Source organism: Streptomyces sp. NPDC090083, assembly GCF_044747445.1.
GTDB lineage: Bacteria > Actinomycetota > Actinomycetes > Streptomycetales > Streptomycetaceae > Streptomyces.
On the sequence record NZ_JBIVED010000004.1, the window covers coordinates 456,834 to 479,642 of the forward strand.

Consider the following 22,809-nt stretch of genomic DNA (forward strand, 5'->3'; position numbering starts at 1 on the left):
TACTGCGACCGTGACGGCAAGCGATCTCGAAGACGACAGCCCGGGCCAGCCCGCACCGCCGCGCTCCCTGATCGTCACGGTGTACGGCCTCTACGCGCGCGAGGTCGGCGGCTGGATCGGGGTGAGCACCCTCATCCAGCTGCTCGCCGAGCTGGACGTCGACGCGCAGGCGGTCCGCTCGTCGATCTCGCGGCTCAAGCGCCGCGAGATCCTGGTCTCCGAGCACCGGGACGGCCGCGCGGGGTACGCGCTCTCGCCGTACGCCCGTTCCGTCCTGGAGACCGGTGACCGGCGCATCTTCGAACGTCATGCCGTCACCGACGACGGCTGGGTCATCGCCGTCTTCTCGGTACCGGAGAGCGAGCGCCAGCAGCGGCACCAACTCCGTTCCAGGCTGGCCTGGTTGGGCTTCGGCACGGTCTCGTCCGGGGTCTGGATAGCCCCGGCCCACGCCCTCGACGACACCCGCGACCACCTGCTCCGGCACGGCCTGGAACAGTACGTCGACCTCTTCCGCGCCGACTACGTGGCCTTCGGCGACCCGGCCCGGCAGGTGGGCCGCTGGTGGGACCTGGCCGCGCTCCAGAAGCTCTACGACGACTTCGTCACCGAGTTCACGCCGATGGCCGCGCGCTGGAGCGGGACCGGCGCCGGGGTGTCGGACCAGGAGGCGTTCGTCGACTACGTCCATGTCCTGACCGCCTGGCGCCGGTTGCCCTATCTCGACCCGGGCCTGCCCGCCGCCCTCCTTCCCGCCACCTGGTCCGGCACGAGGGCGGCGGACCTCTTCGCCGCGCTCCGCGCCGGGCTGGCGGACCCGGCGCACGCGTTCGCCCGGCGCCTGCTGGACGCCCCCGCGTGAGCGGCCGGGATCAGGTCCCGAACGCCTGGCGGAACCTGGCGACGGTCTCGGGCGAGGCCGTGTTCGCGCCGCACGGCGGGACGACGCCGTCCTTGGCGGCCACGATGTAGTGCTCGCCCTCCGAGAACGTCAGCGTCTCCGGCACCTCGGTGTCGGCGGTGAGCTCGACGGCCGCCACTCCGCCGCCCTTGAACCACTCGTCGACATGGAACGTGACCGTCGCGTCCTTGACGGACGTGACCGTGCCCGCGAAGAGGGTCGGGTATCCGCCCAGCGTCTCGGGGCTCGGCTCCATGCACTTGGCGGAGCCTCCGCCGGCGGTGAGCCGCAGCGGGCCGGTCGGGGCGGAGCTGTGGGGCGGGGCCGGGCTCGTGGCCGCGACCGAACGGCCTTTGCTGTCACCGCTGTTGGCCATGATTCCTCCCGCGACGCCACCGCCGAGGACGAGCAGCGCGCCGGCCGCCGCGAGTCCGACGCGATGACGGTGTCCCCAGCCCGCGGTCGTCACGGCGACGGCGGCGGTCGCCGACTGGACTGCGGTGTCGGTGTTCAAGGTGGCCTCCACAAGGCGGTCGATGTCGGGCGGCGGAGCAAGGCGGGTGCGTGCCGGGTCCGCGGACTTCAGCCGGGCCAGCAACTCGTCGTCATTCACCGACTGCTCCTTCCTTCGTCCCTTTTCTGTCCGGGCCGTCCGGCATCCTTTCGCGCCAGCCGCGCGGCGAGTCGCGCCTTCGCCCGGTGGAGCCGGATGCTCACCGCGTTCGGGGTCAGCCCGGTCGCCTCCGCGATCTGCCGGGGCGCGAGCCCCTCCCACGCCCACAGCCGCACCACCTCGCGGTCCAGTGCCCCGAGGGTGGCGAGCGCGGCATGCAGTGCGCTGTGATCGGGGTCCGCCGCCGGAGCGTCCTCCTGGGTCCGGATCAACCGCTCCACCAGCCGGAGTCTGCGCCCGTCGGCCCGGCGCGCGTTCGCGAGACACCCGCGCGCCACGCCGTAGCACCAGGGCAGTACGTCAGCGGGGTCGGGCACCGGGTCCGTTCCTAGTCCGGGGACGTCGTCGATCCGGCGCCACAGCACGAGCATCGTCTCCGACAGGACGTCCTCGACCAGGTCGGCGCTCGTGCGGCGCAGCAGATACCGGTGCAGCGGTTCCACCACCAGGTGCGCCAGTCCTTCGAAGCGCACCCGCCGCATCCGGCGCGCCTCCTGTTCCGTCATGGATTCCACACCCCGTACTGTCCGGCAGCGGCCGGTTCCTTTCAGCGTCCGGCACGGGCGCGGCGGTTGGTCGCACACACGATCCACGCCGAGATCTTGTTTCACGCTACATCTAAGTTCATAATGGCGTTATGCATAAGCGGGTTATGGATCCGTCGCTCCCCGAGACCTCCCCGGAGGAGCTGATCATCGCCGTCGAGCGGATGGTCCGTTACGTCCGCCGGAGCGCCGTCACCGGAGGACTGAGCATGGCCGCCTCCGCCGTGCTCGGGCGCCTCGGCCGTGAGGGCCCGTGCCGGCTGACCGACCTGGCCCGGGCCGAAGGCGTCTCCCAGCCGAACATGACGCAGCTCGTCACCCGGCTGGAGCGCGCGGACCTGGTCCGGCGCACCGCGGACAGCAGCGACGGCCGGGGCGTCCTGGTGGCGGCCACCGAAGCGGGCCTGGAGGTCTCCCGGCAGCGGCGCGCCGAACGCGCCCACGCCCTCGACCTGCTGATCGAGGAACTGACCGAGCCGGAACAACAGGCGGTGCGGATCGCCCTCCCGGCCCTGGCCCGCGCGATCCAGGACCGCCACGACCGGGCCTGACATCGCCGAATCCCCTTCAACTCCTTGGAGGACAAGCACACATGAGCGTTCCCAACGGATCCGCGGCCGGCCCGTTCCGGCAGCCCAAGGCTGTCTGGGCCGTCGCGTTCGCCTGCGTCATCTCGTTCATGGGCATCGGGCTCGTCGACCCGATCCTGCCCGCCCTGGCCAAGAGCCTGCACGCCACACCGAGCCAGGTCTCCCTGCTGTTCAGCAGCTATCTGATCGTGACGGCGGTCGCGATGCTGTTCGTGGGCTGGTTCTCCAGCCGCTTCGGCGCCAAGCGCACCCTCGTCACCGGTCTCGTCGTCATCGTGGTCTTCGCCGCCCTGGCCGGCACCTCCGGATCGATCAACGGCATCGTCGGCTTCCGCGCCGGCTGGGGTCTCGGCAACGCCCTGTTCATCGCCACCTCGCTGGCCGTCATCGTCGCGTCGGCCAGCGGCGGGTTCGGCGGCGCGATCATCCTGTACGAGACGGCACTCGGCCTCGGGATCGCCGTAGGGCCGCTGCTCGGCGGCGAGTTGGGCGGCATCAGCTGGCGCGGCCCGTTCTTCGGCGTCGCGGTCCTCATGGCCGTGGCGCTGATCGCCACCGTCCTGTTCGTGCCGGACCTGCCCAAGCCCGCACGGGTCACCTCGCCCCTCGCCCCGCTGAAGGCCCTGCGCCACCGCGGCCTGCTGACGATGGGCATCATGGCGCTGCTCTACAACTGGGGCTTCTTCACGATGCTCGGCTACGCCCCCTACCCCATGGAGCTGGACGCCCACCGGCTCGGTCTCGTCTTCACCGGGTGGGGTCTGCTCGTGGCCGCGTTCAGCGTGTTCTTCGCCCCGCGTCTGCAGGCCCGGTTCGGCACCGCGCCCGTCCTGTACGTCAATCTGGTCGGCCTCGCCCTGGTGATGGCGGTGATCGCGGCGGGTGTCTCGACGCCGGCCGTGGTCATCGTGGCGGTCATCGTCAGCGGCGCGTTCATCGGCATCAACAACACCCTGACCACCCAGGCCGTCATGCTGGTCTCGCCGGTGGAGCGCCCGGTCGCCTCCTCCGCGTACGGTTTCCTGCGCTTCATCGGCGGCGGACTGGCCCCGTACGCGGCGGGCAAGCTCGCCGACGCCACCGACCTGAGCGTCCCCTTCTACCTGGGCGCCGCCACCTTCCTGCTCGCCGTACCGGTGCTGGCCAGCGGGCACGGGCTGCTCCGGCAGGCCGAACAGCGCGGCGGCGAGGGCGAGTCGGTCGCCCCGACGCTCATCCCCGTCGGCCGCGCCGCCGAGGCCACGGCGCCGCCGGTCGTCGTCGCCGTCGCGGGGCACGAGCGGGCCGCCGCCATCGTCGACGCCGCGGCCCGGCTCGCCCGGGACACGCACAGCCCGCTGGAGGTCGTGCACGTCCAGCTGACCGCCGTCGTCGAGGAACAGGCCTCCGACACGGAGACCCAGGACGAGGCCCGCGCCGCCGTGACCGCCCACCTCGACCGTCTCGCCGCGCAGGGCATGACCGCGACCGGCCAGATCCTCACCAGCGTCGGCGACCACACCGCCGCGGGCCGCGTCCTGGCCCGGCACGCCACCGACACCGGCGCCCGCGCGATCGCCGTGGGCCGCTCACCGCACGGCCCTCTCACCCAGTTCGCGGAAGGCAGCTTCACCACCGCCCTCACCCACGCGGCCACCTGCACGGTCGTCCTCGTCGCCCCCGACACCGCACCGCGCCCCCTGACGTCGGCGACCCTCCCGGCCCTGCGCGACGGCGCGGCCTGACCGGCACCGCACCGTCCGGAAAAACCGTCCGAGTCTGAGCGCAGCATGAGAATTTGTGTGAGCCCAGCAGACCTGGGCAGACGCGGCCGATATGAGCACCCTCCAGCGAAGCACGGCGGACGAGGTCACGGAGCGCAGCCCTGATGTGCGGTCGGCGCCGCCGCTCGCGCCCGAGCCGGCGGACCGGGGCGGAGGGGGCGGGCGGGGCTTCTCGTCGGTGCCGCGCGGTGGCGGGCGGGTGGCGGGGGTCGACGGACTGCGGACGGTCGCCGTGGTGCTGGTGATCGTCTATCACGTGCGGCCGGAGCTGATCCCGGGCGGCTCGGTCGGTGTGGACGTGTTCTTCACGATCAGCGGTTTCGTCATCACACGGGTGCTGATAGGCGAGTACGCCCGCACCGGCCGCATCGGACTGTGGTCGTTCTACAAGCGCCGCTGGCAGCGGCTGATGCCGGCCCTGCTGGTGATGTGCGCCGTGACCGCCCTGCTGTCCGTGGCGTTCGCCCTGCCGTTGTTCCGCGGGGCCTGGGTCGCGGCGGCACTAGCCGCGGGGTCGGTGGTCAATCTCGTACGCGCCGGGAACTCCGGTACGTACTCGGATCTCACCGCGCCGCTCAGCCACACCTGGTCCCTGGGCGTGGAGGAGCAGTTCTATCTGGCCTGGCCGCTGCTGCTCCTCCTCCTGCTGCGGCGCGCGAGCGCCCGGGCCGTGCTCGTCTGGGTCGGGGTGCTGTGCGTCGTGCCGGTGCTCTGGCGGACGATGCTGTGGGACCCGTCGGCCGCGCACCGGATCTACAACGGCCCCGACACCCGCGCCGACCAGCTCCTCGTGGGCGCCCTCCTGGCCCTCGTCCTGGCCCGGCTGCGCGCCGACGACCCCCGTCTCGCCGCGCTCCGGCGCTGGGCGGGGCGCCTCTGCTGGCCCGCGCTCGCGGTGCTGGGGCTGATCGTCTGGCAGGTCCCGATCACCGAGGTGAGCGCCTGGAACCCGGTCTGGTACACGGTCGGTTTCCTCGTCGCCGCCGTGCTGACGGCCTGCGTCGTCGCGGCGCTGGACCTGTGCCCCGGCTCGTGGCCCACCCGCCTGCTGTCGCTCTCGGCGCCGGTCTGGATCGGACGCAACCTCAGCTACGGGATGTACCTGTGGCACTACCCCGTCATCCGCCTGCTGCACGACGTGGGTGTGGTCGGCGACGCCCTGCTCCCCCTCGGTCTCGTCGTCACCCTCGCCGCGGCCCTCGCCTCGTACGCCCTCGTCGAACGGCCTCTGCTACGACGCGGCCGGCCCTCCCGCGCCGTGAAGGCGGACCTCGCCGCGGCGGCCGTGCGGCCTACGCCGGGTCCGCCGCCGCAGTGCTCGGTGCCGCCGTCCCCGTACTGCCGAATCTGATGCCCTTGGCCTCCTTGCCGATCGCGCTCAGCACGATCACCAGTGCCAGCGCGGGAGTCACGGTCCACGCCATCGCCACCGGGTAGCCGTGGTGCTCGGCGATGGCCTCCTGGATCGGCAGGTTGAGGGCGGCGATCAGGTTGCCGAGCTGATAGGTCACCCCGGGATAGAAGCCGCGGATCGAGTCCGGGCTCATCTCGGTCAGATGCGCGGGAATCACACCCCACGCGCCCTGCACGCACACCTGCATCAGGAAGGACGAGAGCATCAGCCAGCCCACGGCGGTGGACAGCACGAAGAACGGAACCACGACCAGGCCGGCCGCCGCCGCGATCATGATCGTGCGGCGGCGTCCCAGCCGCTCGGAGTACGCCCCGAGGACCATGCCGCCGATGATGGCGCCGACGTTGTAGACCACGGCGATGGCGATCGAGGTGTCCGGGGACAGGCCCAGGCCCTTCTTCACGAAGGTCGGGTAGATGTCCTGGGTGCCGTGGGACATCCAGTTGAAGGCGGTCATCAGCGCCACCAGGTACACGAACCGCCGGAGGACGGCCGGGTTCCTGAACACCTGGTGGGCCGGGGTGCGATTGAGTTTGACGCTCTTCTCCCACACCTCGCTCTCCTCCACCCGGGAGCGCACCCACAGCGAGACGAGGGCGGGCACCAGGCTGAAGGCGAACAACCCCCGCCAGCCGAAGGCGGGTTCGATGACGAAGAAGGCCACGGCGGCCAGCAGATAGCCCAGCGAGTAGCCGCTCTGCAGCAGACCCGACCAGAAACCGCGCCGGTCGGCGGGGATCTTCTCCATCGCGAGCGCGGCACCCAGACCCCACTCGCCGCCCATGCCGATGCCGTACAGCAGGCGCAGGACGAGCAGCACGGTGTAGTTCGGGGCGAAGGCGCAGGCGAAGCCGACGACCGAGTAGAAGGCGACGTCGACCATGAGTGGGGTGCGGCGGCCCTTGCGGTCGGCCCACAGGCCGAAGAGGAGGGCGCCGACCGGTCGCATCACCAGGGTGGCCGTGGTGAGGAAGGCCATGTCGGTGAGGGAGACATGGAAGTCGTCGGCGATCTCGCTGTAGACGAGGACGACGAGGAAGTAGTCGAAGGCGTCCATCGCCCAGCCCAGATAGGCGGCGACGAAGGCGTTGCGCTGATCCCTGGTGAGTCCCGCTGCCTGCGCCCTGACGGTGTCCAGCATCCCGGCCCTCCCTCGGTCCGCGGGTCAGGCTAGGAGCGCGCGGAGGGGCGGGCAACGCAAGGACAGGCAAAACACCCGCCACGATCGCCCAAAGGAACACCCTGTTCACAGGTCCCACGCCAAGTCCTCACGGACGGGGCCGGACCGGCAGGATCGAGCCTGATGCGCCCGCCGGAAGCGAGCGCATCAAGGCATCAGGCGGACAAGGTCAGTTGCCGCGCCGCTCGGCCACGAAGCCGTGGTCGCCCGCGCCGAGTCCCGAGACGGTGACCACTCCGTCCAGCACGCTCACGGCACGGCTCGACGCCCGCCGCCCGTCCCACAGCGTCCGCCGGCCGGCACTCACACGCAGACCGTGTGCGTCACCGGGAAGCACGACCGAGCCCTCGGTGTTCCGGGGCACCTTGACGGTGAGCCGGAAGACACGGGCACCGTTCTCCCACTCGACACCCAAGGGGCCGTGCGGAGTGGGGAGTTGACCGGTGGCCCAGTCGACGCCGGCGGGCCGCGGGCGCACCTCCCAGGTGGCGAATCCGGGTGAGGCTGGGCGGGCGCCCAGCAGGTTGTTGGTCAGGGCCGGCAGCACACCGGTGGACCAGCCGTGGGCCATGCTCGTGTAGGCGTCCTCGTACAGGGAGCCGCCTGGGCCGATGCCCTCCCAGTGGGTGATGCCGGGGTCGTTCTTGTCCATCCAGCCGTACATCCGGCGAATCTGGTCGAGCGCGGACTCGCCCTGGCCGCTGAGGAAGCGGGCCTCGATCTCCGGGTAGGAGGTGAAGGCGTAGACCCGCTGGGAGGCCTGGTCGAAGAGGGTGTCGTTGTCCATGAAGGCGTTGCCGTACGGCCGTTTCGTCGTCGCGTCGAGATGCGCGAGCGCGGCGGTGGCGCGGGCCGTGTCGGCGATGCCGGTGACGACGGCCAGGGAGTTGCCGTCCTGCGCGTGCCGTACCGCGCCCGTCCCGGAGTCGAGGTAGGCGCCCGCATCCGCGTCCCACAGCAGGGAGTTGACGGCCTGCGCGACCTTGTCGGCCCGGGTGCTCCAGCGTGCGGCGTCGGCCTTCTGTCCGAGCAGGCGGGCCAACTGGGCTGCGTTCTGGAGGGCTTGGACGTAGAGGGCGTTGTAGTAGGTGACGCGGCCGGTGCGGCCCAGGAAGGCGTAGTCGCCGTAGCCGTCGGTGCCGTTGAGGCCCTTGCTCAGCAGACCGGCGTCGTCCGTGACGCTCGGGTACCAGGTGTCCAGCACCTTCAGCAGGTTCGGGTAGTAGCGGGTCGCGTACTGCCGGTCCCCGGTGTAGAGGACGTAGTCCCAGCTGCACGTGACCCAGTACAGCGGATAGTCGAAGAGCGGCAGGGTGTAGTTGCCGATGGAGGCCGGCGGGATCCAGCCGTCGGCGCGCTGGTGGTCGGCGAGGTCGGCCAGCACGTTGCGGGACGCGGCCGCCGCGTCGTCGTGGGTGAGGTAGAGGGTGCGCGCGGAGACGGCGAGGTCGCCGACATACGGGTCGCGGTCACGCTTGGCACCGTCCTGGAGGACCAACTTCCCTTCCAGGGTGGCGCTCCACGCGTTGCGGGGGTCGACGTCGTCCTGGCGGAAGGTGTCGGTGACGAGTTCGTTGGTGTACGCGGCGCCGTACCAGTAACGATTCAACTCGTCGTCGGAGCACAGGAACCAGCCGCGGTAGGTGCTCGGGGTGCCGACGTACGCGGTGAACTGGAGGGCGACGGAGTCGATTTCGACCGTGCCCCACGGCTGGGCGGCAGGGGTGTCCGCGGCGAGCGCGTCGAGGCTGATCTTGAGGTAGCGGAATCCGTGCAGGCCGTCCGCGAAGACCTTGTCGCCGGCCTGGAAGCCTTTGTGGTCGGTCCAGTTGGCGCCCTTGGCAGGTACGGCGAACTGGTCCGTGCCCTGTCCTGCGCCGCCCGCCTGGTCGGAGCGGGTGAAGTCCGAACGGTCGGTGAGGAACTGGCGGGTCTCGGAGAACGCGACGCGTACACCTGGGGAGTTGGCGGAGGCAGACGTGAACTTGATCTGCGGGTAGCCGACGACGACCTTGCCGAAGTCCACGGTGACGCTCGGCACGGGTATCGGCTCGACCGGCGCGGGCCAGACCTCGTTGATCCGGGTGAAGTTGCCGTGCGAGGTGTCCTGTGCGTGCGTCACCGTGATGCGGACGCGGTCGGTACTGACCTTGGACGTGAACGGAACGGCCTTCTGCACCGCGTCGTTGCCGGTGACCGTGGCGACGGTGTGCCAGTCGCCGTCGGTCCACACGTCGACGGTCCAGTCGGTCGGGACGCCGTCGCTGTTGGAGATCACGGTGATGCCACGCAGGTCCGTGACCTGCGGTGCGGTGATGGTGAGGACGTCGGGGAAGACGCCGAGCGTGTCGTCGTTCCAGAAGGTGTCCGGGTTGCCGTCGATCGCGTTGGAGGCGTCGTAGGTGCGCGGCTGTCCGTCGTTGCCGTTGTTGCCCGCGTGCGCCGACGAGGCCTCGGCCGTGGTGCCGGCGGGCCAGGCCGGAGCCGGCGCGGGCTGCGGGCGCCGCAGGACGGATCTCGCCCCGCCCGGCTTCAGCAGCCCGTCGGCGTTCTTCACGTCCCCGGTCGTCGCGGCGATCCGCACCGGGCGGACCGTACGCGAGGACGGCCCCTGCACGTATCGGTGCCAACCTCCGGAGCGGCGCGGCGAGTTGCCGGTGACGGAAGCGGAGTCTGCTGCTGCGGGGAGCGCCGCCGCCGCGGGGAGTCCGGTGGAGAGGGACACCGCCGTGAGTCCCGCGGTGCCCGCGGCGGCCAGGGCCACGCGACGGGAGATGCCCTTGTCCGGTGTGTTGCTCGACGCCATGCTGTCCCCTTGAGTGGCGGTGGATTGAATCGTTTCACTCGGCAGCTGCGTGGTGACGGTATCTCGAACACCGGATGCCCGTACAGCGTTGGGACAGAAGTAGTTCCCGATGCGTTCCGTCCGGAACGACGGGGCGCGTGACGCGTGGTGAGCTGGTCGGCAGGCGCGCGGATCGAGAGGACGCGCCGGGCCCTCGGATGCTTCACGGCCGCCTATCTCCTCTACACCGGGCTGTCCGTCCCCCATCCGACACAGCCGCTGTCCGCTGCTGACTTCGGCGGTAGGCGGTACGGGCGGCTGCCGCCGGGGACGCCTATCTGTCCCCTGCGGCCACGCGCCATGTGGTCGACCAGCTCGCCTCGGGCCAGGCCGCACCCGGGAAACCCAAGGTGCTCGCCCTGCTCGGCGAGGGCCTGTCGAACGCCGACGCGGGCGAGCGGATCCATGTCAGCGAGGCGACGGCGTACGTCAGCCGCATCCAGACGAAGCTGCGGTGCGGGAACCGCGTCGGGGCTCATCGCCCCGCCGGGCCGGCCCCCAACCGTCGCCTTCGCCATGACCATCGACCTCGTCAAGGCCTACGGTCTACGGCCCTTGCGCCCTCTCCGACCTCAGGCCGATGTGGCTCAAGGGGTGGGCGGGCTTCAATGGCCCACGTGTGCCACGCAGCCGAATGGCCGCAGTGCACCAACGCCTTCGGCACCGGCGATTCCGGCGAGGTACGCCCGGTCGGTCCCGGCGTGGTGTGCTGGTGACCAACTCCCCCGACAGGTGAGGAAGATGCCCGAACTGCAGCCGCTCCGCGCCGAGCACGCCCCGGCGGTGCTGGCCTTCGAGTCCGCGAACCGCGCCTACTTCGCCACCACGATCTCCGACCGCGGCGACGCCTACTTCGACGAGTTCACCGCCCGGTTCGACGCGTTGCTGGCCGAGCAGGAGGCCGGTGTCTGCGCCTTCTACGTGCTCGTCGCCGAGGACGGTTCGGTCCTCGGCAGGTTCAACCTGTACGACATCGGCGAGGAGCACACCGCGGATCTCGGCTACCGGGTGGCGCAGCGCGTGACCGGTCAGGGCGTGGCGACGTCAACGGTCAGGGAACTGTGCCGACTCGCGGCCACCAGGCACGCCCTGCGCACGCTCAGGGCGGCCACCTCCCACGACAACATCGCGTCCCAGAAGGTGCTGGCCAAGGCCGGCTTCACCCCGGTCGGCGCCGCCGACCCGTCCGACATCGGCGGCAAGCAGGGCACGTGGTACCAGCGCGACGTGCAGGCGGAGGACGGGTCGCCCGCCCCTGTCGCCAAGTCGCCTGTTCCGAGAGCGAGTTGACCGGCCCGGCTACGGAGTGGGGGCACGGGGGCGACGCCACCCGTGCCCTGACGATGCGTGCGGCCCTGCGGCCGGTCAGCCGGCGGCGAGGAGTTCGAGCGTGTCGATCACCCGGTTGGAGAAGCCCCACTCGTTGTCGTACCAGGCGACGACCTTGATGTGGCGGCCGTCGACGCGGGTGAGCGCGGAGTCGAAGATCGACGAGGCCGGGTTGCCGGTGATGTCCGAGGAGACCAGCGGGTCGTCGGAGTACTCGAGGACGCCCGCGAGGGGACCCTCGGCCGCGGTGCGGTAGGCCGCGAGCACGTCCTCGCGGGTCACGTCGCGGGCGACGGTGGTGTTGAGTTCGACGATCGAGCCCACCGGGACGGGCACGCGGATCGAGTCGCCCGACAGCTTGCCGTCGAGGTTCGGCAGCACATGGCCGATCGCCTTGGCGGCGCCCGTCGTGGTCGGAACGATGTTGACCCCGGCGGCACGGGCCCGGCGGGGATCGCGGTGCGGGCCGTCCTGGAGGTTCTGCTCCTGCGTGTAGGCGTGCACCGTGGTCATGAACCCGTGCTCGATACCGGCGAGTTCGTCGAGCACGGCGGCGAGGGGGGCCAGCGCGTTGGTGGTGCAGGAGGCGTTCGAGACGATGGTGTGCGTGGCCGGGTCGTAGGCGTCGGTGTTCACCCCGTACGCGAGCGTGACGTCGGCGCCGTCGGAGGGCGCGCTCACAAGTACCTTGCGCGCGCCCGCGTCGAGGTGGGCGCGGGCGGCCTTCGCGGAGGTGAAACGGCCGGTGGCCTCCAGGACGAGGTCCACCTCCAGCTCGGCCCACGGCAGGTCCGCCGGCTCGCGCTCGGCGAGGACCTTGATGCGCCGGCCGTCGACGACGAGGGTGTCCCCGTCGACGGTCACCGGGCGGCCGAGCCGGCCGGACGTCGTGTCGAAGGCGAGCAGCCGGGCCAGCGTCGCGGGCTCCGTGAGGTCGTTGACGGCGACGACCTCCAGGGCGCTGTCGCGCTCCAGCAGGGCGCGCAGCACATTGCGTCCGATGCGGCCGAATCCGTTGATGGCGATGCGAGTCATGAGTGGTGTCCCTTCGGTATGCCACCAGGCTCGCGCACGGCGTCCGGGCCGGACAGTGGCGTGATCGCCATGGTTCACAAGGATCCCGCCACGCTCGGGACAGGGCGCGGCTACTCCCCCTGGGCGAAGGTTCGCCGGTACTCGCTCGGCGTCGTTCCGAGGAGCCGGTGGAAGTGCAGCCGCAGGTTCGCGCCGGTGCCGAGGCCGACGTCGGCGGCGATCTGCTCGACGCTGCGCTCGGAGCGTTCGAGCAGTTCGCGGGCCACGTCGACGCGGGCGCGCATGACCCACTGCATCGGGGTGTAGCCGGTCTCGTCGACGAAGCGGCGCGAGAAGGTGCGCGGCGAGACGGCGGCCTGCCGGGCCAGCGTCTCCAGGGTGAGGGGTTCGCCCAGCCTGCGCAGGGCCCACTCGCGGGTGGCGGCGAACCGTTCACCGAGCGGCTCGGGCACGCTGCGCGGCACGTACTGCGCCTGACCGCCGCTGCGGTAGGGGGCCGCGACCAGGCGCCGGGCCGCGTGGTTCGAGGCGGCCACTCCGAGGTCGCCGCGCAGGATGTGCAGGCACAGGTCGATGCCGGAGGCGGCGCCGGCCGAGGTGAGCACGCTGCCCTCGTCGACGAACAGGACGTTCTCGTCGACCCGGACGAGCGGGTACTTCGTGGCGAGCGCCCGCGTGTAGTGCCAGTGCGTCGTGGCGCGCCTGCCGTCGAGCAGGCCGGTGGCGGCGAGCGCGAAGGCACCGGTCGAGATCGCGGCGAGCCGCGCGCCCCGCTCGTGCGCGGCGATCAGCGCGTCGCGGACGGCCTCCGGCGGGTCCTCCCGGTCCGGGAACCGGTAGCCGGGCAGGAACACGATGTCGGCCCAGGTCAGCGCGTCGAGACCATGGGCGACGTGGTACGAGAGGCCGTCTCCCCCGGTGACCAGTCCCGGGGCCGCGCCGCACAGCCGCACCTCGTACGGCATGCTCGCCCGCGTCGTGAAGACCTGCGCGGGGATGCCGACGTCGAGCGGCTTGGCGCCTTCGAGGACGAGGACGGCGACGCGACGCAGACGGGCGGTGGACACGGGGACAGCCTACGCAGGACGCCCGCCGGGCCGTACCGCCCCGCCGCAGGTCAGACCTTCCACGAGCGCAGCTGGTCGGCGACGGCGAGCACTCCGACCCGGGTGTCGCGGATCTTGCGCACGAGGTCGGAGAGGGCGCCGTAGGGCGGGTCGATGCCTTCGCCGGACTGGCCCATGTACTGCGCGGCGACGAACGCGGCGTAGAGGCTGTTGCGGTGCGGCAGCGGCTCCAGGCGCACGATGGTGTGCATGAGGGCGGCGGCCCGCCAGGCGGCGTCCGGGTCGACGGCGGCGAGGGTCGGGAGCTTCGTCCTGTGCCGGGACACGGCGGCCACGAGCGCGGAGTAGTCCGACACGGACATGTCCTCGTGGCCGAGGGCCGCCTCCTGGACGTCGAGCAGCCAGGAGACGTCGATGTACAGCTGCATCAGGCGGCCGCGGCCCCGCCACGCTCGGAGGGCGGCACCTCGTCGGGAAACGCGTCGTCGAACTCCCCGCGCAGCCGCTCGGCCCACGCGGACGCTCCCGCGACGAACCGGCCCCGCTGCATCTCCCGCACGCCGAGGTCGTGCAGATACTGCTTGAGGCTCTTCCCCTCGGCCGCGGCGGCGGCCCGGACTCCCTCTAGTTCCTCTTCGGTGAAGGACACGTTCAGCGATGGCATACGACGATGGTACCTAGTTGGTGCCACCGGGGGGAGGGGTGGGGCGGCGGGACCATTCCGCCGGGGGCCGGGGCCGCCCGCGCGCCCGGCCGCCTAGGCTGCGGGAATGATCTCCAGCGAATACCTCTCCGGACTCTTCTCGCTCGACGGCAGGGTCGCTGTCGTGACCGGCGGCAGTTCCGGCATCGGACGCGCCGCCGCCGGGGCGCTCGCGCGGGCGGGGGCGAGTGTCGTCGTGGTGGCGCGCAAGGAGCGGGAACTGGCCGCCACGGTCGACGAGTTGACGGCGGACGGCTGCCGGGCGGCGTGGGTGAGCGCCGATCTGGGCACCCGCCAGGGCGTCCGGGCGGCGGGGGACGCGGCGGCCGAGGTGTTCGGGGAGCCGGACATCCTCGTGAACAGCGCGGGCATCAACCTGCGCCCGCCGATGGGCGAGTTGAGCGAGGACGTGTGGGACACCACGATGTCCCTGAACCTGGAGGCCCCCCATCTGCTGAGCCAGCGCTTCGGCCCCGGCATGGCCGAGCGCGGCTTCGGCCGGATCATCCACATCACCTCCCAGCAGGCACACCGCGCGTTCGCCCGGAGCGGCGCGTACGGCGTCTCCAAGGGCGCGCTGGAATCCCTGGCCCGCTCCCAGGCCGAGGCCTGGTCCCCGCACGGCGTCACCTGCAACACGCTGGTCCCGGGTTTCGTGATGACCCCGCTCAACGAACGGCTGTCGTCCGACCCGGACATGGTGGCGTCCCTGGCCGCCCGCACTCTCATCGGCCGCAACGGCCTCACCGAGGACTTCGCGGGCGCGACCGTGTTCCTGGCGAGCCGCGCCTCGGCGTACGTGACAGGGCAGTCGGTGTTCGTGGACGGCGGGTTCTCCGCGCACTGAAGCCGCGCACGCCAACACCTGGCGCACTGAAGCCTGTTGAGAACAGCGCGGGCCCGGAAGGCTCCGCCGGACGTGAAGGATGTGCCCCGTGTCCGAAGCCCCTGACATCGCGACCGCCTGGAGATCGCTCCTGGACCGCGAGCCCACGCTGCACTTCCTGCGCACCGCCCCGGCGTAGGGGCTCGCGCACTGGGCCTCGGCTACACCGTCCCGCTCCGCCGCCGCAGGAACCGGACCACCGGATGTCCCGGCCCGTGGGTCACCTCGGCATTGACCCCGTAGACGTCCTTGATGAGGGCGGGTGTGAGGACTTCGGTCGGGGTGCCCTCGGCGACGGTGCGGCCGGTGTGGAGGACGAGGAGGCGGTCGCAGTACATCGCGGCGAGGTTGAGGTCGTGGAGGGCGATGACGGTGGTGACCGGGAGGCCGGCGATCAGGTCGAGGAGGTCCAACTGGTGTTGGATGTCCAGATGGTTGGTCGGCTCGTCGAGGAGGAGTTCGCGGGGTTCCTGGGCCAAGGCGCGGGCGATCTGGGCGCGTTGGCGTTCGCCGCCGGAGAGGGTGTGCCAGGACTGGGCGGCGCGGTCGGTGAGGGCGGTGCGCTCCAGGGCCTCGGTGACGGCGCGCGCGTCGGCGGCCGACGCAGGCGACCAGGCCCGGCGGTGCGGGATGCGGCCGAGGGCGACGACCTCGCGGACGGTCAACTCGGTCTGGGTGTGGGCGTGTTGTTCAACGGTGGCGATGCGGCGGGCGGTTGCGCGGCGGCCCGTCTCGGGCAGCGGCCGGCCGTCCAGTGTGACGACACCGCTGGAGGTCGGGAGGACACCGGCCAGGAGGCGCAACAGCGTTGATTTTCCGGACCCGTTGGGGCCGAGGAGACCGACGGTCTCGCCGGGGCGCGGGGCGAGGGTGACGCCGTCGACGATGAGCCGCCCGTCGGTGAGGCGGGCCACCACCCGGTCCGCGTGCAGGCCGGTGCCCGGAGCGGGGATGCTCATGCCGTCCTCCGGCCTCGGTGCAGGACGGCCACGAACGCCGGCACGCCGATCAGCGACGTCACCACTCCCACCGGTACCTCCTGCGGGTCGACGACGGTACGGGCGAGGGTGTCCACCCACACCAGGAACACGGCCCCGGTCAGCGCCGTGACGGGCAGCAGTCGTACGTGACCGGGACCGGTGAGCGCGCGGGTGACGTGCGGCAGGACCAGGCCGACGAAGCCGATCGCCCCGGCGCAGCTGACCAGCACGGCGGTCAGGAGGGCCGTGGCGCACAGCAGGATCAGCCGGGCCCGGGCGACGTTCACGCCGAGGCCCGCCGCCGCCTCCTCGCCGAAGGCGAACGCGTCCAGGGTGGAGGCATGGCCGAGGCACACGACCAGGACGAGGGCCAACGCCACGGCGCACAGCAGGACTTGGCCCCAGTCCGCGCCGGAGAGCGAGCCGAGCAGCCAGAACAGCACGCCCTTGGTGGTCTCGGCGTCCGCCGAGGTCAGCACGGTGAACGAGGTCAGCGCGGAGAAGAGCTGCATGGCGGCCACGCCCGACAGCACCACCCGGTCCATGCTCGCGCCGAGGCTGTGGCTGAGCAGCATCACCAGCCCGAAGGAGAGCAGCGCACCGGCGAAGGCGCCCGCCGACAGCGACACGGCTCCGCCGCCCACGCCGAGCACCACGACGGCGACCGCTCCCGTGGACGCCCCGGAGGAGACGCCGAGCACGAACGGATCGGCCAGCGGATTGCGCAGCAGCGACTGCATGACCGCGCCGCACAGCGCCAGCCCGGCACCGCAGACGGCGGCGAGCAGCGTGCGGGGCATGCGCAGGTCCCAGACGATGCCGTCGCGCAGCGGCGCGAGGGTGCTCCGGCCGCCGCCGAGGTGGGACGCGACCGCCGCCCACACGTCGGCCGTGGAGATGTCGGCGGGTCCGATGGTCACCGCGACGGCGACGGAGACCACCAGCGCGACCAGTCCGCCGCCCGTCAACAGCAGGGTGCGGAGGGTCACTTGGCGAGTCCGAAGTCGCGCAGGCCGGCGGCGACCTGTTCGATCCCTTCGACGGTGCGGATGGAGGGGTTCATCGCCTGGCCGCTGAGCAGGATGTACCGCTTCTTCTTGACGGCGGTGAGGTTGCGGGTGGCGGCGTTGGTCTCCAGGAAGCGGATCTTCGCCTGGGCGGTCTCGGCGGTCTGCGACTTGCGGGTCAGATCGCCGAGGACGATGACGTCGGGGTCTCGGTCGGCGACGGTCTCCCAGTTGATCTGGGGCCACTCGTCGTGGGTGTCGGAGAAGGCGTTCCTGACGCCCACCGCCCGGGTGATGGCGCCGGGGGCGCCGCAGCAGCCGGCCAGGTAGGGCGACTGGGAGTTGGCGAACCAGTACATGAGGGAGGTGTCGGAGGCGTCAAGTCCCTTGGTGGCCTTGGTCACCCGCGCCTTCAGTCGCGTCACGAGCCGGTCGCCGCGTGCCTCGACGCCCATCGCCCGGGACAGGTCGCGTATCTCGCCGTAGACGGTGTCGAGGGTGAGCGGTGTGCTGCGCGAGCCGTCGCCGCCGCTGTCGTTGTCCTTGCCCGCGCAGTCGGCGGGCGAGACGTACGTCGGTACGCCCAGCTTCTCGAACTGTTCGCGGGTGGCGACTCCGCCCTTGCCGAGTGTCGAGACGAACGAGGCGGTGACGAAGTCGGGTTCGGCGTCGAGGACGTTCTCGAAGGAGGGGGCGTTGTCGGCGAGGCGCGGAACGGTCGCGTTGGCCTTCTCCAGGCCCTTGAGCACCGGGTCGGTCCAGGTGGCCGTGCCGGCCATGCGGTCGGCGAGGCCGAGGGAGAGCAGGATCTCTGTGGTGCCCTGGTTGAGCGAGACGACGTGCTGAGGGGCCGACTTGAGGGTGACCTTGTGCCCGCAGTCGGTGAGGGTGAGCGGGAATCCGGCCGCGGGCTTCTCCCTCTCGCCGTCGGCGCGGTCCTCCTCGGATCCGCCGCACGCGGTCAACAGCAGGGCGGGGGCGAGGAGAAGGGCCGCGGTACGGCGACGCAGCGGTACGGGGGTGGTACGGATCACGGGCACACCTTGCCTGTCGGGGCTCGAACGCGGAGCCTTGCCTACGAACTCCCCCTCGCCGAGGGCGGGAAGGCGCCAGCAGGTCTTCGGACTCGGGTTCGTCCGGACGGGGCGCCTTCCCGGTGTGTCACGTCCGGCCTCTTCGGCCGGCCCGCGCCGCACCAGTGGCGTCGAGTGCCCCGCCCGTCCCCCTCACCGCTGCGCGTCAGTTCCGGATTCGCACCGGATTCCCTGGCCTCGGTTGTGGCACGACTGGCGCGTACAACGTATCAAGATCGATGACCGGCACCCGTCACGGGGTCCGGCGGGCACGGAGGGACCAAGGAGGTCCGCGGCCGGGGCCTTCGGCGGTACGGTCGCTGGGACGCGGGAACTGGTTCGCTAGCTCACGGGAGAACCGACGTGACAGACGCAGGCTTCAGCGCGGCCGATGTGGACACCAGCAAGCCTCAATCGGCCCGTATGTACGACTACTTCCTCGGCGGCAAGGACAACTACCCGGTCGACGCGGCCGCCGCCGAGAAGGTCATCTCCTTGTTTCCCGCCGTCAGGGAGATGGCGCGGACGAACCGGGACTTCATGCACCGCGCCTCCCGGTCGCTGGCTGAGCGGGGCATCCGCCAGTTCCTGGATATAGGCACCGGAATACCGACCCGGCCGAACCTCCACCAGGTGGTCCAGGGGATCAACCCCAGCGCCCACGTGGTGTACGCGGACAACGACCCGATCGTCCTCCGCCATGCCGAAGCGCTCCTCCACAGCACCCCGGAGGGCAGCACCACCTACATCCAGGCCGATGTGCGCGAGCCGGGAAAGATCCTCGCGACGGCCAGGGACATCCTGGACTTCGACCAGCCGATCGCCCTGTCCCTGGTGGCGCTCCTGCACCTGGTCGCCGACGAGGACGAGCCCCGGCGCATCGTCGCCGAACTCCTCGACGCCCTGTCCCCCGGCAGTCACGTGGCCCTCTCCCACGCGACCGGAGACTTCGACCCGGAGACCTGGCAGCGCGTCGTCGAGGTCTACCGCCAGGGCGGCACGCCCGCGCAGGTACGCTCGCGCGACGAATTCGCCGGTTTCTTCACGGGACTTGAACTCATCGAACCGGGCATAGCACTCGCCGCGGACTGGCACCCCGAGCCGACCGGACACCCCGGCCGGACCGACCTGATCCCGCTGTACGCGGGGGTGGCCCGGAAGCCGTAGGACCGGAAGCCGTAGGACTATTGGGCCCCGTTCGAGGAATCGCTCCGGCTGAGTCTGCGGCGAAAAACGGACCGGGCGCGGTGATCTCGTCGATCACCGCGCCCGCCGTGGAGGGGAGTTGGTCACGCGGGGACGGGATCCTGCTCCGGTGAGGGAGCGTTCGCGTCCGGTCGGGCGGGGTTGAGGAGGCGCTCGGCGAGGGGAGCGAAGATCAGGCCCAGGGCCGCCCAGAGGATCAACTGCGCCGCTACCGAGTAGAAGCGGAAGCTGAAGAGCACGTCCGCCGGGAAGCCCGGATAGACGATGTTGCCCTTGGAGTCCTTCAGCGGGAGCGGGGTCTCGGTGGCCTGGTTGCCGAAGTTGGCCTTGTTGTACGAGAGATGGCCCAGCTGCGGCAGGAGCAGCATCACGATGCCGATCGCGACGACGAACGCGGCGCCCGCGAGGAGGGTCGCGTTCCAGTTGCCGTAGCGCTTCTGCAGGTACTTGCCGAGATAGACGGCGCCCGCGAGGAAGGCGATCGAGCAGACGACCATGATCAGGTACAGGGCGCTGCGCTGCTTGATGGTCTCTTCGTGGCCGATCGCGGGCGGGTTGGCCGGGTACTTCAGGAACGGCACCAGGTACATGCCGAGGAAGCCGCCGCCCGCGACGAGGAGGGCGAGGCTGCGGGCCCGGAGGCCTCCCGTGCGGCCGAGGCAGACCGTGTACGCGACGGCGAACAGGGCGCCCATCGCCATGCCGAAAAAGACCATGCCGACGCCGATGCCGACGTTGGCCTGGATGGTGCGGCTGAACAGGTCCGGGTCGGCTCCCTCGACGGGGATGCCCGCCGCCTTGTCCAGGGCGTTCTGCGCGGCGTCACGGCCGCTTTCGTAGTCGATGGCCTTCGCGATCTGCGGTTCGGCGAATATCCGCGCGAACACGAACGCGAGCAGGCCCGCCACCGCGCCGGCGAGTATGCCGCGCAGGATGAGCTTCTTTTCCATGTCGGGTTGTCCGTACGTCCAGGTGCCGGCGGAGGGTCAGTGGCAGGGGAAGCCCAGGAAGTGCCGGGCGTCGTGGACGAACTCGTGGACGTGCATGTCGTTGCCGAACACCGACACCGCACCCTGGTCCACACCGATGAAGTAGTAGACCGCCAGCGCGATCAGGGCCGTGCCGACCAGCCAGAGAATCGACTTGGACACCGGCAGGACGACCGGCGTGGACACCGGACGGGATGTGGAAATGCTGCTGCTCACAGTGAGCCCTCCTTCGGGATCGTGCGTCCCTTGCGTGTACGGGCGAGTGAGGGCTCAGTGTCTGACTCGCCTGCCACCTCTCGGCGGCGGGCTCACAGTGGCGCGACCGTGCTGGAATTCCACCAGCTTCCTTATGCCTTCACTACACGGTGAGAGTACGGCGCGTCTCTCCGCACCGTCAATCACGCCTGCGATGCTCACCGCTTGGTCGTGAGCCGCAGGTCGACCTCCTGTTCCTGGTCTCCCGACGCGGTGCCCCGCTCGTCCACGGCGAACGTGACGTTCAGGGCTTCGCGGAGCTGGTCGACGGCGACGTAGCCGCCCTGGATCGTGGCGGAGACCGAACCTTCCAACGGCAGGGGCTCGGTGGGGATCCACTCCTGCGTCGGCTCGAACTCGGCGGTCCACACGGCGGTGCGGTCACCCGGCTGTTCCTGGGGGACGTCGTCGAAGGAGCGGTCGGTGGGGAACGCGGCGCGCAGGACGCCGAAGACGGTCGCGGCGTCCTCCTTGGACGCTCCGGTGAGGGACACGGTGGCCATGGGGGTTCTCCTTGAGGTGATGCCGCGGGGGCGATCGGGCGGGTCAGCGGCCGAGGGCGCGGGCCAGTTGCTGCTTGTTCATCGACGAACGGCCGTCGATGCCGCGCTTCTTCGCCTCCGCGTACAGCTGGTCCCTCGTCGGTCCCTGCGCGCCGCGATGCGAGCGCTGGCCGCCGCGCTGCGAGGCCGACTTGGGGTCGCGGGTGGACGTCCTGCTCGCGGTCCTGGACTCACCGGCGCGGGCCCGCTCCTTGTTCACGGTGCGCGCGGCGATCTCCTTCGCCCTGCCCTCGGGGACACCTCGCTTCTCGGCACCTTCCTTGATGTGCTCGTACTGGCGCTCGCGCTTCGCGCTGGATCCTCGGGGCACGGTGCCCTCCTTCTCTCCGTACTCGGGAACGGCCTCCGGCGTGCTCGGCCGTTCTCCGGCGACTTCCCAGGTACCCGTCGTCCGCCGCTTCTCACGCGGGGCCCCCGACACGGGTCGCTCCCATCTGACGCGCGGCCCGTGCGGTGTGCGAGCAGACGGCCACCGAACGGATGAGGGCGCGGACCGCGGCGGCCGTCGGGGCGCCGGGCCGGGGTCACACGGGTGGCGTACTCACGTGGCGTGACGGAGTGCGGACACCTAGTAATGGACTGGATCAGCTTGTTCATCGCGCTTCGGGGGGCGATAGCAGGATCAGCCTCTTCATGGAGCCGAGCATGACCACCCGCTCTTTCCCGCCCAGCCCGGACCAACCCGAGATACCTCACGGCGCCGCACCGCAGCCGCTCTCGTCCTCCGACGGAGGACCGGCCGACGAAACGCCGCCGACACCACGTCCGTCGCAGGCGGCTCCACCCCTGTTCGGCCCCGAGAGCGAGTATGCCGATCCGATGCACGGCCTGCTGCACGCCGCCGTCGCCGACCGGCCGCTGGAGGAGGTGCTCCAGCTCATCACCATGCTGGAGCAGTCACCGAAGTACGCGCAGGCCACCGTCGACGCCCTCCGCGCGGTCGGCGTGGACCGGTCCGTGGAGGACGTGACCCGCCTGGTGACCCTGCTGACCCAGCCACCGCGCCACCCCGACAGCGCCGACGAGGCGATCCGCGCGGCGGCCGAGCACCGCCCGGTGGAGGACGTCACCCGGCTGATGGCCCTGCTGCACCGGCCTCCGCTGGAACCGCACTGCGGCGAGGAGGCGCTACGGGCCGCGGCCGGCCGTCCGGTCGAGGAACTCGTCCAGCTCATCGGCCGCCTGGCCGAGGATCAGGACCCGACCGCCCGGGCCACGAGCGGGACCGTCGCCGCGACCGCCGCGGACCACGAGCTGCCCGGCCGCGACCAGGCGGCGAACGCGCCGGAGCCCGCGGCCGACGACCGTCCCGCGCGTCAGCACCGTCCACGCCGTCCGCGGACGGCGGCACGGCGCACCGCTCCCCCGGTCTGGCCGAGGCTGATCGCGGCGGTGGCACTCGTACTGTGCGGGCTGTCGTACTTCCCGCTGCACCGCGACGGAGCCTCCGCCGCCGCCTACGGGTCCGCGCTCGGGGTCTCGATCCTGTGCGTCCTGCTGGCACCGGCGCTGGTGCTCCAGGGCGGTCTGCCCGTGCTCGCCGTGTCCGTGGTGGTGCCGGCCGCGCTGGCCGCCCTGCAGTTGTTCGACGGGCGGTTCCACTCCTCGCGCGTCTCCGATGCGCTGCGGATCACCGCCGCGCCGTCCTGGTTCGCCGGGCTGATGGCCGTACTCGCCGCGCTCGCGGCGCTCACGGCCCTGCTCGCGCTGCTGGCGTCGCAAAGGTTCGGCAGGCAGCTGGACCTGGCCGGGCTTCCCGATCGCCGGGCGCTGGCCGACGCGGGCCGGTCGCCCCAGTAGGGCCT

23 protein-coding genes, 1 pseudogene and 2 riboswitches are annotated in these 22,809 nt (G+C 71.4%); of the genes and pseudogenes, 9 read left to right on the forward strand and 15 right to left on the reverse strand.

Annotated elements, in window-relative coordinates; genetic code table 11:
- Positions 1-10 precede the first annotated feature (10 nt).
- The gene (locus tag ACIPTO_RS17255) at positions 11-862 is read left to right on the forward strand and encodes a PaaX family transcriptional regulator C-terminal domain-containing protein (RefSeq protein ID WP_401192790.1); all 852 of its coding nucleotides are present in this window, start codon (positions 11-13) and stop codon (positions 860-862) included.
- Between the two features lie 10 nt (positions 863-872).
- Here the strand turns inward: ACIPTO_RS17255 and ACIPTO_RS17260 are convergent, their stop codons facing one another.
- Together ACIPTO_RS17260 and ACIPTO_RS17265 are read right to left on the reverse strand one after the other, a co-directional pair.
- Positions 873-1,514, reverse strand: a complete 642-nt coding sequence (locus ACIPTO_RS17260) for a hypothetical protein (RefSeq protein ID WP_401192792.1) — start codon at positions 1,512-1,514, stop codon at positions 873-875.
- Entirely contained in the window at positions 1,511-2,080 is a 570-nt protein-coding gene (locus ACIPTO_RS17265; protein ID WP_401192795.1) for an RNA polymerase sigma factor, read from the reverse strand. Before ACIPTO_RS17265 ends, ACIPTO_RS17260 begins: the two co-directional genes overlap by 4 nt.
- 131 nt (positions 2,081-2,211) lie before the next feature.
- Here ACIPTO_RS17265 and ACIPTO_RS17270 point away from each other — a divergent pair, with 131 nt between their 5' ends.
- The 3 genes from ACIPTO_RS17270 (at position 2,212) to ACIPTO_RS17280 (ending at position 5,823) form a co-directional block, all read left to right on the forward strand.
- On the forward strand, positions 2,212-2,670 hold the full coding sequence (locus tag ACIPTO_RS17270; RefSeq protein WP_401192797.1) for a MarR family winged helix-turn-helix transcriptional regulator: 459 nt from the start codon (positions 2,212-2,214) through the stop codon (positions 2,668-2,670).
- A gap of 41 nt (positions 2,671-2,711) precedes the next feature.
- Positions 2,712-4,433, forward strand: coding sequence for an MFS transporter (locus tag ACIPTO_RS17275; RefSeq protein WP_401192799.1), 1,722 nt, complete (start codon positions 2,712-2,714; stop codon positions 4,431-4,433).
- A 91-nt stretch (positions 4,434-4,524) separates the two neighbouring features.
- A complete protein-coding gene (locus ACIPTO_RS17280) occupies positions 4,525-5,823 on the forward strand; it encodes an acyltransferase family protein (protein WP_401192802.1) in 1,299 nt (432 codons plus the stop codon).
- On the opposite strand, the gene ACIPTO_RS17285 is transcribed toward ACIPTO_RS17280, so the two are convergent.
- The gene (locus tag ACIPTO_RS17285) at positions 5,765-7,027 is read right to left on the reverse strand and encodes an MFS transporter (RefSeq protein ID WP_401192804.1); all 1,263 of its coding nucleotides are present in this window, start codon (positions 7,025-7,027) and stop codon (positions 5,765-5,767) included. The two genes, ACIPTO_RS17280 and ACIPTO_RS17285, sit on opposite strands and share 59 nt — an antisense overlap.
- A gap of 208 nt (positions 7,028-7,235) precedes the next feature.
- A complete protein-coding gene (locus ACIPTO_RS17290) occupies positions 7,236-9,872 on the reverse strand; it encodes an alpha-L-rhamnosidase C-terminal domain-containing protein (RefSeq protein WP_401192807.1) in 2,637 nt (878 codons plus the stop codon).
- Positions 9,873-10,156: 284 nt separating this feature from the next.
- Here ACIPTO_RS17290 and ACIPTO_RS17295 point away from each other — a divergent pair.
- Together ACIPTO_RS17295 and ACIPTO_RS17300 are read left to right on the forward strand one after the other, a co-directional pair.
- A pseudogene (locus tag ACIPTO_RS17295) lies at positions 10,157-10,387 on the forward strand (LuxR C-terminal-related transcriptional regulator); the annotation flags it as partial.
- A 265-nt stretch (positions 10,388-10,652) separates the two neighbouring features.
- On the forward strand, positions 10,653-11,201 hold the full coding sequence (locus tag ACIPTO_RS17300; RefSeq protein WP_401192809.1) for a GNAT family N-acetyltransferase: 549 nt from the start codon (positions 10,653-10,655) through the stop codon (positions 11,199-11,201).
- Positions 11,202-11,276: 75 nt separating this feature from the next.
- On the opposite strand, the gene gap is transcribed toward ACIPTO_RS17300, so the two are convergent.
- From gap to ACIPTO_RS17320, 4 genes are all read right to left on the reverse strand, one after another.
- Complete coding sequence (gap, locus tag ACIPTO_RS17305) at positions 11,277-12,275, reverse strand: type I glyceraldehyde-3-phosphate dehydrogenase (RefSeq protein ID WP_366317904.1); 999 nt, start codon at positions 12,273-12,275, stop codon at positions 11,277-11,279.
- A gap of 110 nt (positions 12,276-12,385) precedes the next feature.
- Entirely contained in the window at positions 12,386-13,342 is a 957-nt protein-coding gene (locus tag ACIPTO_RS17310) for a helix-turn-helix domain-containing protein (RefSeq protein WP_366317902.1), read from the reverse strand.
- A 50-nt stretch (positions 13,343-13,392) separates the two neighbouring features.
- Entirely contained in the window at positions 13,393-13,770 is a 378-nt protein-coding gene (locus tag ACIPTO_RS17315; protein ID WP_401192812.1) for a toxin Doc, read from the reverse strand.
- Positions 13,770-14,006: a hypothetical protein gene (locus tag ACIPTO_RS17320; RefSeq protein ID WP_328931106.1), complete on the reverse strand. Its 237-nt coding sequence runs from the start codon at positions 14,004-14,006 to the stop codon at positions 13,770-13,772. The genes ACIPTO_RS17315 and ACIPTO_RS17320 overlap by 1 nt, the downstream gene beginning before the upstream one ends.
- 106 nt (positions 14,007-14,112) lie before the next feature.
- Between ACIPTO_RS17320 and ACIPTO_RS17325 the strand changes: the two genes are divergently transcribed.
- The gene (locus ACIPTO_RS17325; RefSeq protein ID WP_401192816.1) at positions 14,113-14,892 is read left to right on the forward strand and encodes an SDR family NAD(P)-dependent oxidoreductase; all 780 of its coding nucleotides are present in this window, start codon (positions 14,113-14,115) and stop codon (positions 14,890-14,892) included.
- A 200-nt stretch (positions 14,893-15,092) separates the two neighbouring features.
- Here ACIPTO_RS17325 and ACIPTO_RS17330 read toward each other — a convergent pair whose 3' ends face one another.
- The 3 genes from ACIPTO_RS17330 to ACIPTO_RS17340 are packed head-to-tail and all read right to left on the reverse strand — an operon-like array spanning position 15,093 to position 17,958.
- On the reverse strand, positions 15,093-15,890 hold the full coding sequence (locus ACIPTO_RS17330; protein ID WP_401192818.1) for an ABC transporter ATP-binding protein: 798 nt from the start codon (positions 15,888-15,890) through the stop codon (positions 15,093-15,095).
- Positions 15,887-16,900 carry an iron chelate uptake ABC transporter family permease subunit gene (locus tag ACIPTO_RS17335; protein ID WP_366317894.1) on the reverse strand — a complete coding sequence of 338 codons (1,014 nt, stop codon included), beginning with the start codon at positions 16,898-16,900 and terminating at the stop codon, positions 15,887-15,889. The genes ACIPTO_RS17330 and ACIPTO_RS17335 overlap by 4 nt, the downstream gene beginning before the upstream one ends.
- The gene (locus ACIPTO_RS17340) at positions 16,897-17,958 is read right to left on the reverse strand and encodes an ABC transporter substrate-binding protein (RefSeq protein WP_401192821.1); all 1,062 of its coding nucleotides are present in this window, start codon (positions 17,956-17,958) and stop codon (positions 16,897-16,899) included. The genes ACIPTO_RS17335 and ACIPTO_RS17340 overlap by 4 nt, the downstream gene beginning before the upstream one ends.
- A gap of 53 nt (positions 17,959-18,011) precedes the next feature.
- A riboswitch (cobalamin riboswitch) is annotated at positions 18,012-18,224 on the reverse strand.
- 130 nt (positions 18,225-18,354) lie between these two features.
- On the opposite strand from ACIPTO_RS17340, the gene ACIPTO_RS17345 reads away from it, so the two are divergent.
- On the forward strand, positions 18,355-19,158 hold the full coding sequence (locus ACIPTO_RS17345; protein WP_401192823.1) for an SAM-dependent methyltransferase: 804 nt from the start codon (positions 18,355-18,357) through the stop codon (positions 19,156-19,158).
- Between the two features lie 122 nt (positions 19,159-19,280).
- Here ACIPTO_RS17345 and ACIPTO_RS17350 read toward each other — a convergent pair whose 3' ends face one another.
- The 4 genes from ACIPTO_RS17350 to ACIPTO_RS17365 form a co-directional block, all read right to left on the reverse strand.
- Positions 19,281-20,147, reverse strand: coding sequence for a CbtA family protein (locus tag ACIPTO_RS17350; protein ID WP_366317888.1), 867 nt, complete (start codon positions 20,145-20,147; stop codon positions 19,281-19,283).
- A 36-nt stretch (positions 20,148-20,183) separates the two neighbouring features.
- On the reverse strand, positions 20,184-20,402 hold the full coding sequence (locus ACIPTO_RS17355) for a CbtB domain-containing protein (RefSeq protein ID WP_401192825.1): 219 nt from the start codon (positions 20,400-20,402) through the stop codon (positions 20,184-20,186).
- A 33-nt stretch (positions 20,403-20,435) separates the two neighbouring features.
- Positions 20,436-20,597, reverse strand: a riboswitch (cobalamin riboswitch).
- 2 nt (positions 20,598-20,599) lie between these two features.
- A complete protein-coding gene (locus ACIPTO_RS17360) occupies positions 20,600-20,944 on the reverse strand; it encodes a hypothetical protein (RefSeq protein ID WP_401192828.1) in 345 nt (114 codons plus the stop codon).
- A gap of 43 nt (positions 20,945-20,987) precedes the next feature.
- Positions 20,988-21,314 (reverse strand): plasmid stabilization protein, encoded by a 327-nt coding sequence (locus ACIPTO_RS17365; protein ID WP_401192830.1) that lies wholly within the window; start codon positions 21,312-21,314, stop codon positions 20,988-20,990.
- A 335-nt stretch (positions 21,315-21,649) separates the two neighbouring features.
- On the opposite strand from ACIPTO_RS17365, the gene ACIPTO_RS17370 reads away from it, so the two are divergent.
- Complete coding sequence (locus tag ACIPTO_RS17370; protein WP_401192833.1) at positions 21,650-22,804, forward strand: hypothetical protein; 1,155 nt, start codon at positions 21,650-21,652, stop codon at positions 22,802-22,804.
- The last annotated feature ends 5 nt before the right edge of the window (positions 22,805-22,809 follow it).

Excerpts from the sequence above, each read along its gene's own strand:
- ACIPTO_RS17290 (WP_401192807.1), bottom strand. The coding sequence starts at position 9,872 with ATGGCGTCGAGCAACACACCGGACAAGGGCATCTCCCGTCGCGTGGCC.
- ACIPTO_RS17320 (WP_328931106.1), bottom strand. The coding sequence starts at position 14,006 with ATGCCATCGCTGAACGTGTCCTTCACCGAAGAGGAACTAGAGGGAGTC.
- ACIPTO_RS17330 (WP_401192818.1), bottom strand. The coding sequence starts at position 15,890 with ATGAGCATCCCCGCTCCGGGCACCGGCCTGCACGCGGACCGGGTGGTG.
- ACIPTO_RS17315 (WP_401192812.1), bottom strand. The coding sequence starts at position 13,770 with ATGCAGCTGTACATCGACGTCTCCTGGCTGCTCGACGTCCAGGAGGCG.
- ACIPTO_RS17285 (WP_401192804.1), bottom strand. The coding sequence starts at position 7,027 with ATGCTGGACACCGTCAGGGCGCAGGCAGCGGGACTCACCAGGGATCAG.
- ACIPTO_RS17370 (WP_401192833.1), top strand. The coding sequence starts at position 21,650 with ATGACCACCCGCTCTTTCCCGCCCAGCCCGGACCAACCCGAGATACCT.
- ACIPTO_RS17270 (WP_401192797.1), top strand. The coding sequence starts at position 2,212 with ATGCATAAGCGGGTTATGGATCCGTCGCTCCCCGAGACCTCCCCGGAG.
- ACIPTO_RS17280 (WP_401192802.1), top strand. The coding sequence starts at position 4,525 with ATGAGCACCCTCCAGCGAAGCACGGCGGACGAGGTCACGGAGCGCAGC.
- ACIPTO_RS17360 (WP_401192828.1), bottom strand. The coding sequence starts at position 20,944 with ATGGCCACCGTGTCCCTCACCGGAGCGTCCAAGGAGGACGCCGCGACC.
- ACIPTO_RS17325 (WP_401192816.1), top strand. The coding sequence starts at position 14,113 with ATGATCTCCAGCGAATACCTCTCCGGACTCTTCTCGCTCGACGGCAGG.
- ACIPTO_RS17275 (WP_401192799.1), top strand. The coding sequence starts at position 2,712 with ATGAGCGTTCCCAACGGATCCGCGGCCGGCCCGTTCCGGCAGCCCAAG.
- ACIPTO_RS17350 (WP_366317888.1), bottom strand. The coding sequence starts at position 20,147 with ATGGAAAAGAAGCTCATCCTGCGCGGCATACTCGCCGGCGCGGTGGCG.
- ACIPTO_RS17265 (WP_401192795.1), bottom strand. The coding sequence starts at position 2,080 with ATGACGGAACAGGAGGCGCGCCGGATGCGGCGGGTGCGCTTCGAAGGA.
- gap (WP_366317904.1), bottom strand. The coding sequence starts at position 12,275 with ATGACTCGCATCGCCATCAACGGATTCGGCCGCATCGGACGCAATGTG.
- ACIPTO_RS17300 (WP_401192809.1), top strand. The coding sequence starts at position 10,653 with ATGCCCGAACTGCAGCCGCTCCGCGCCGAGCACGCCCCGGCGGTGCTG.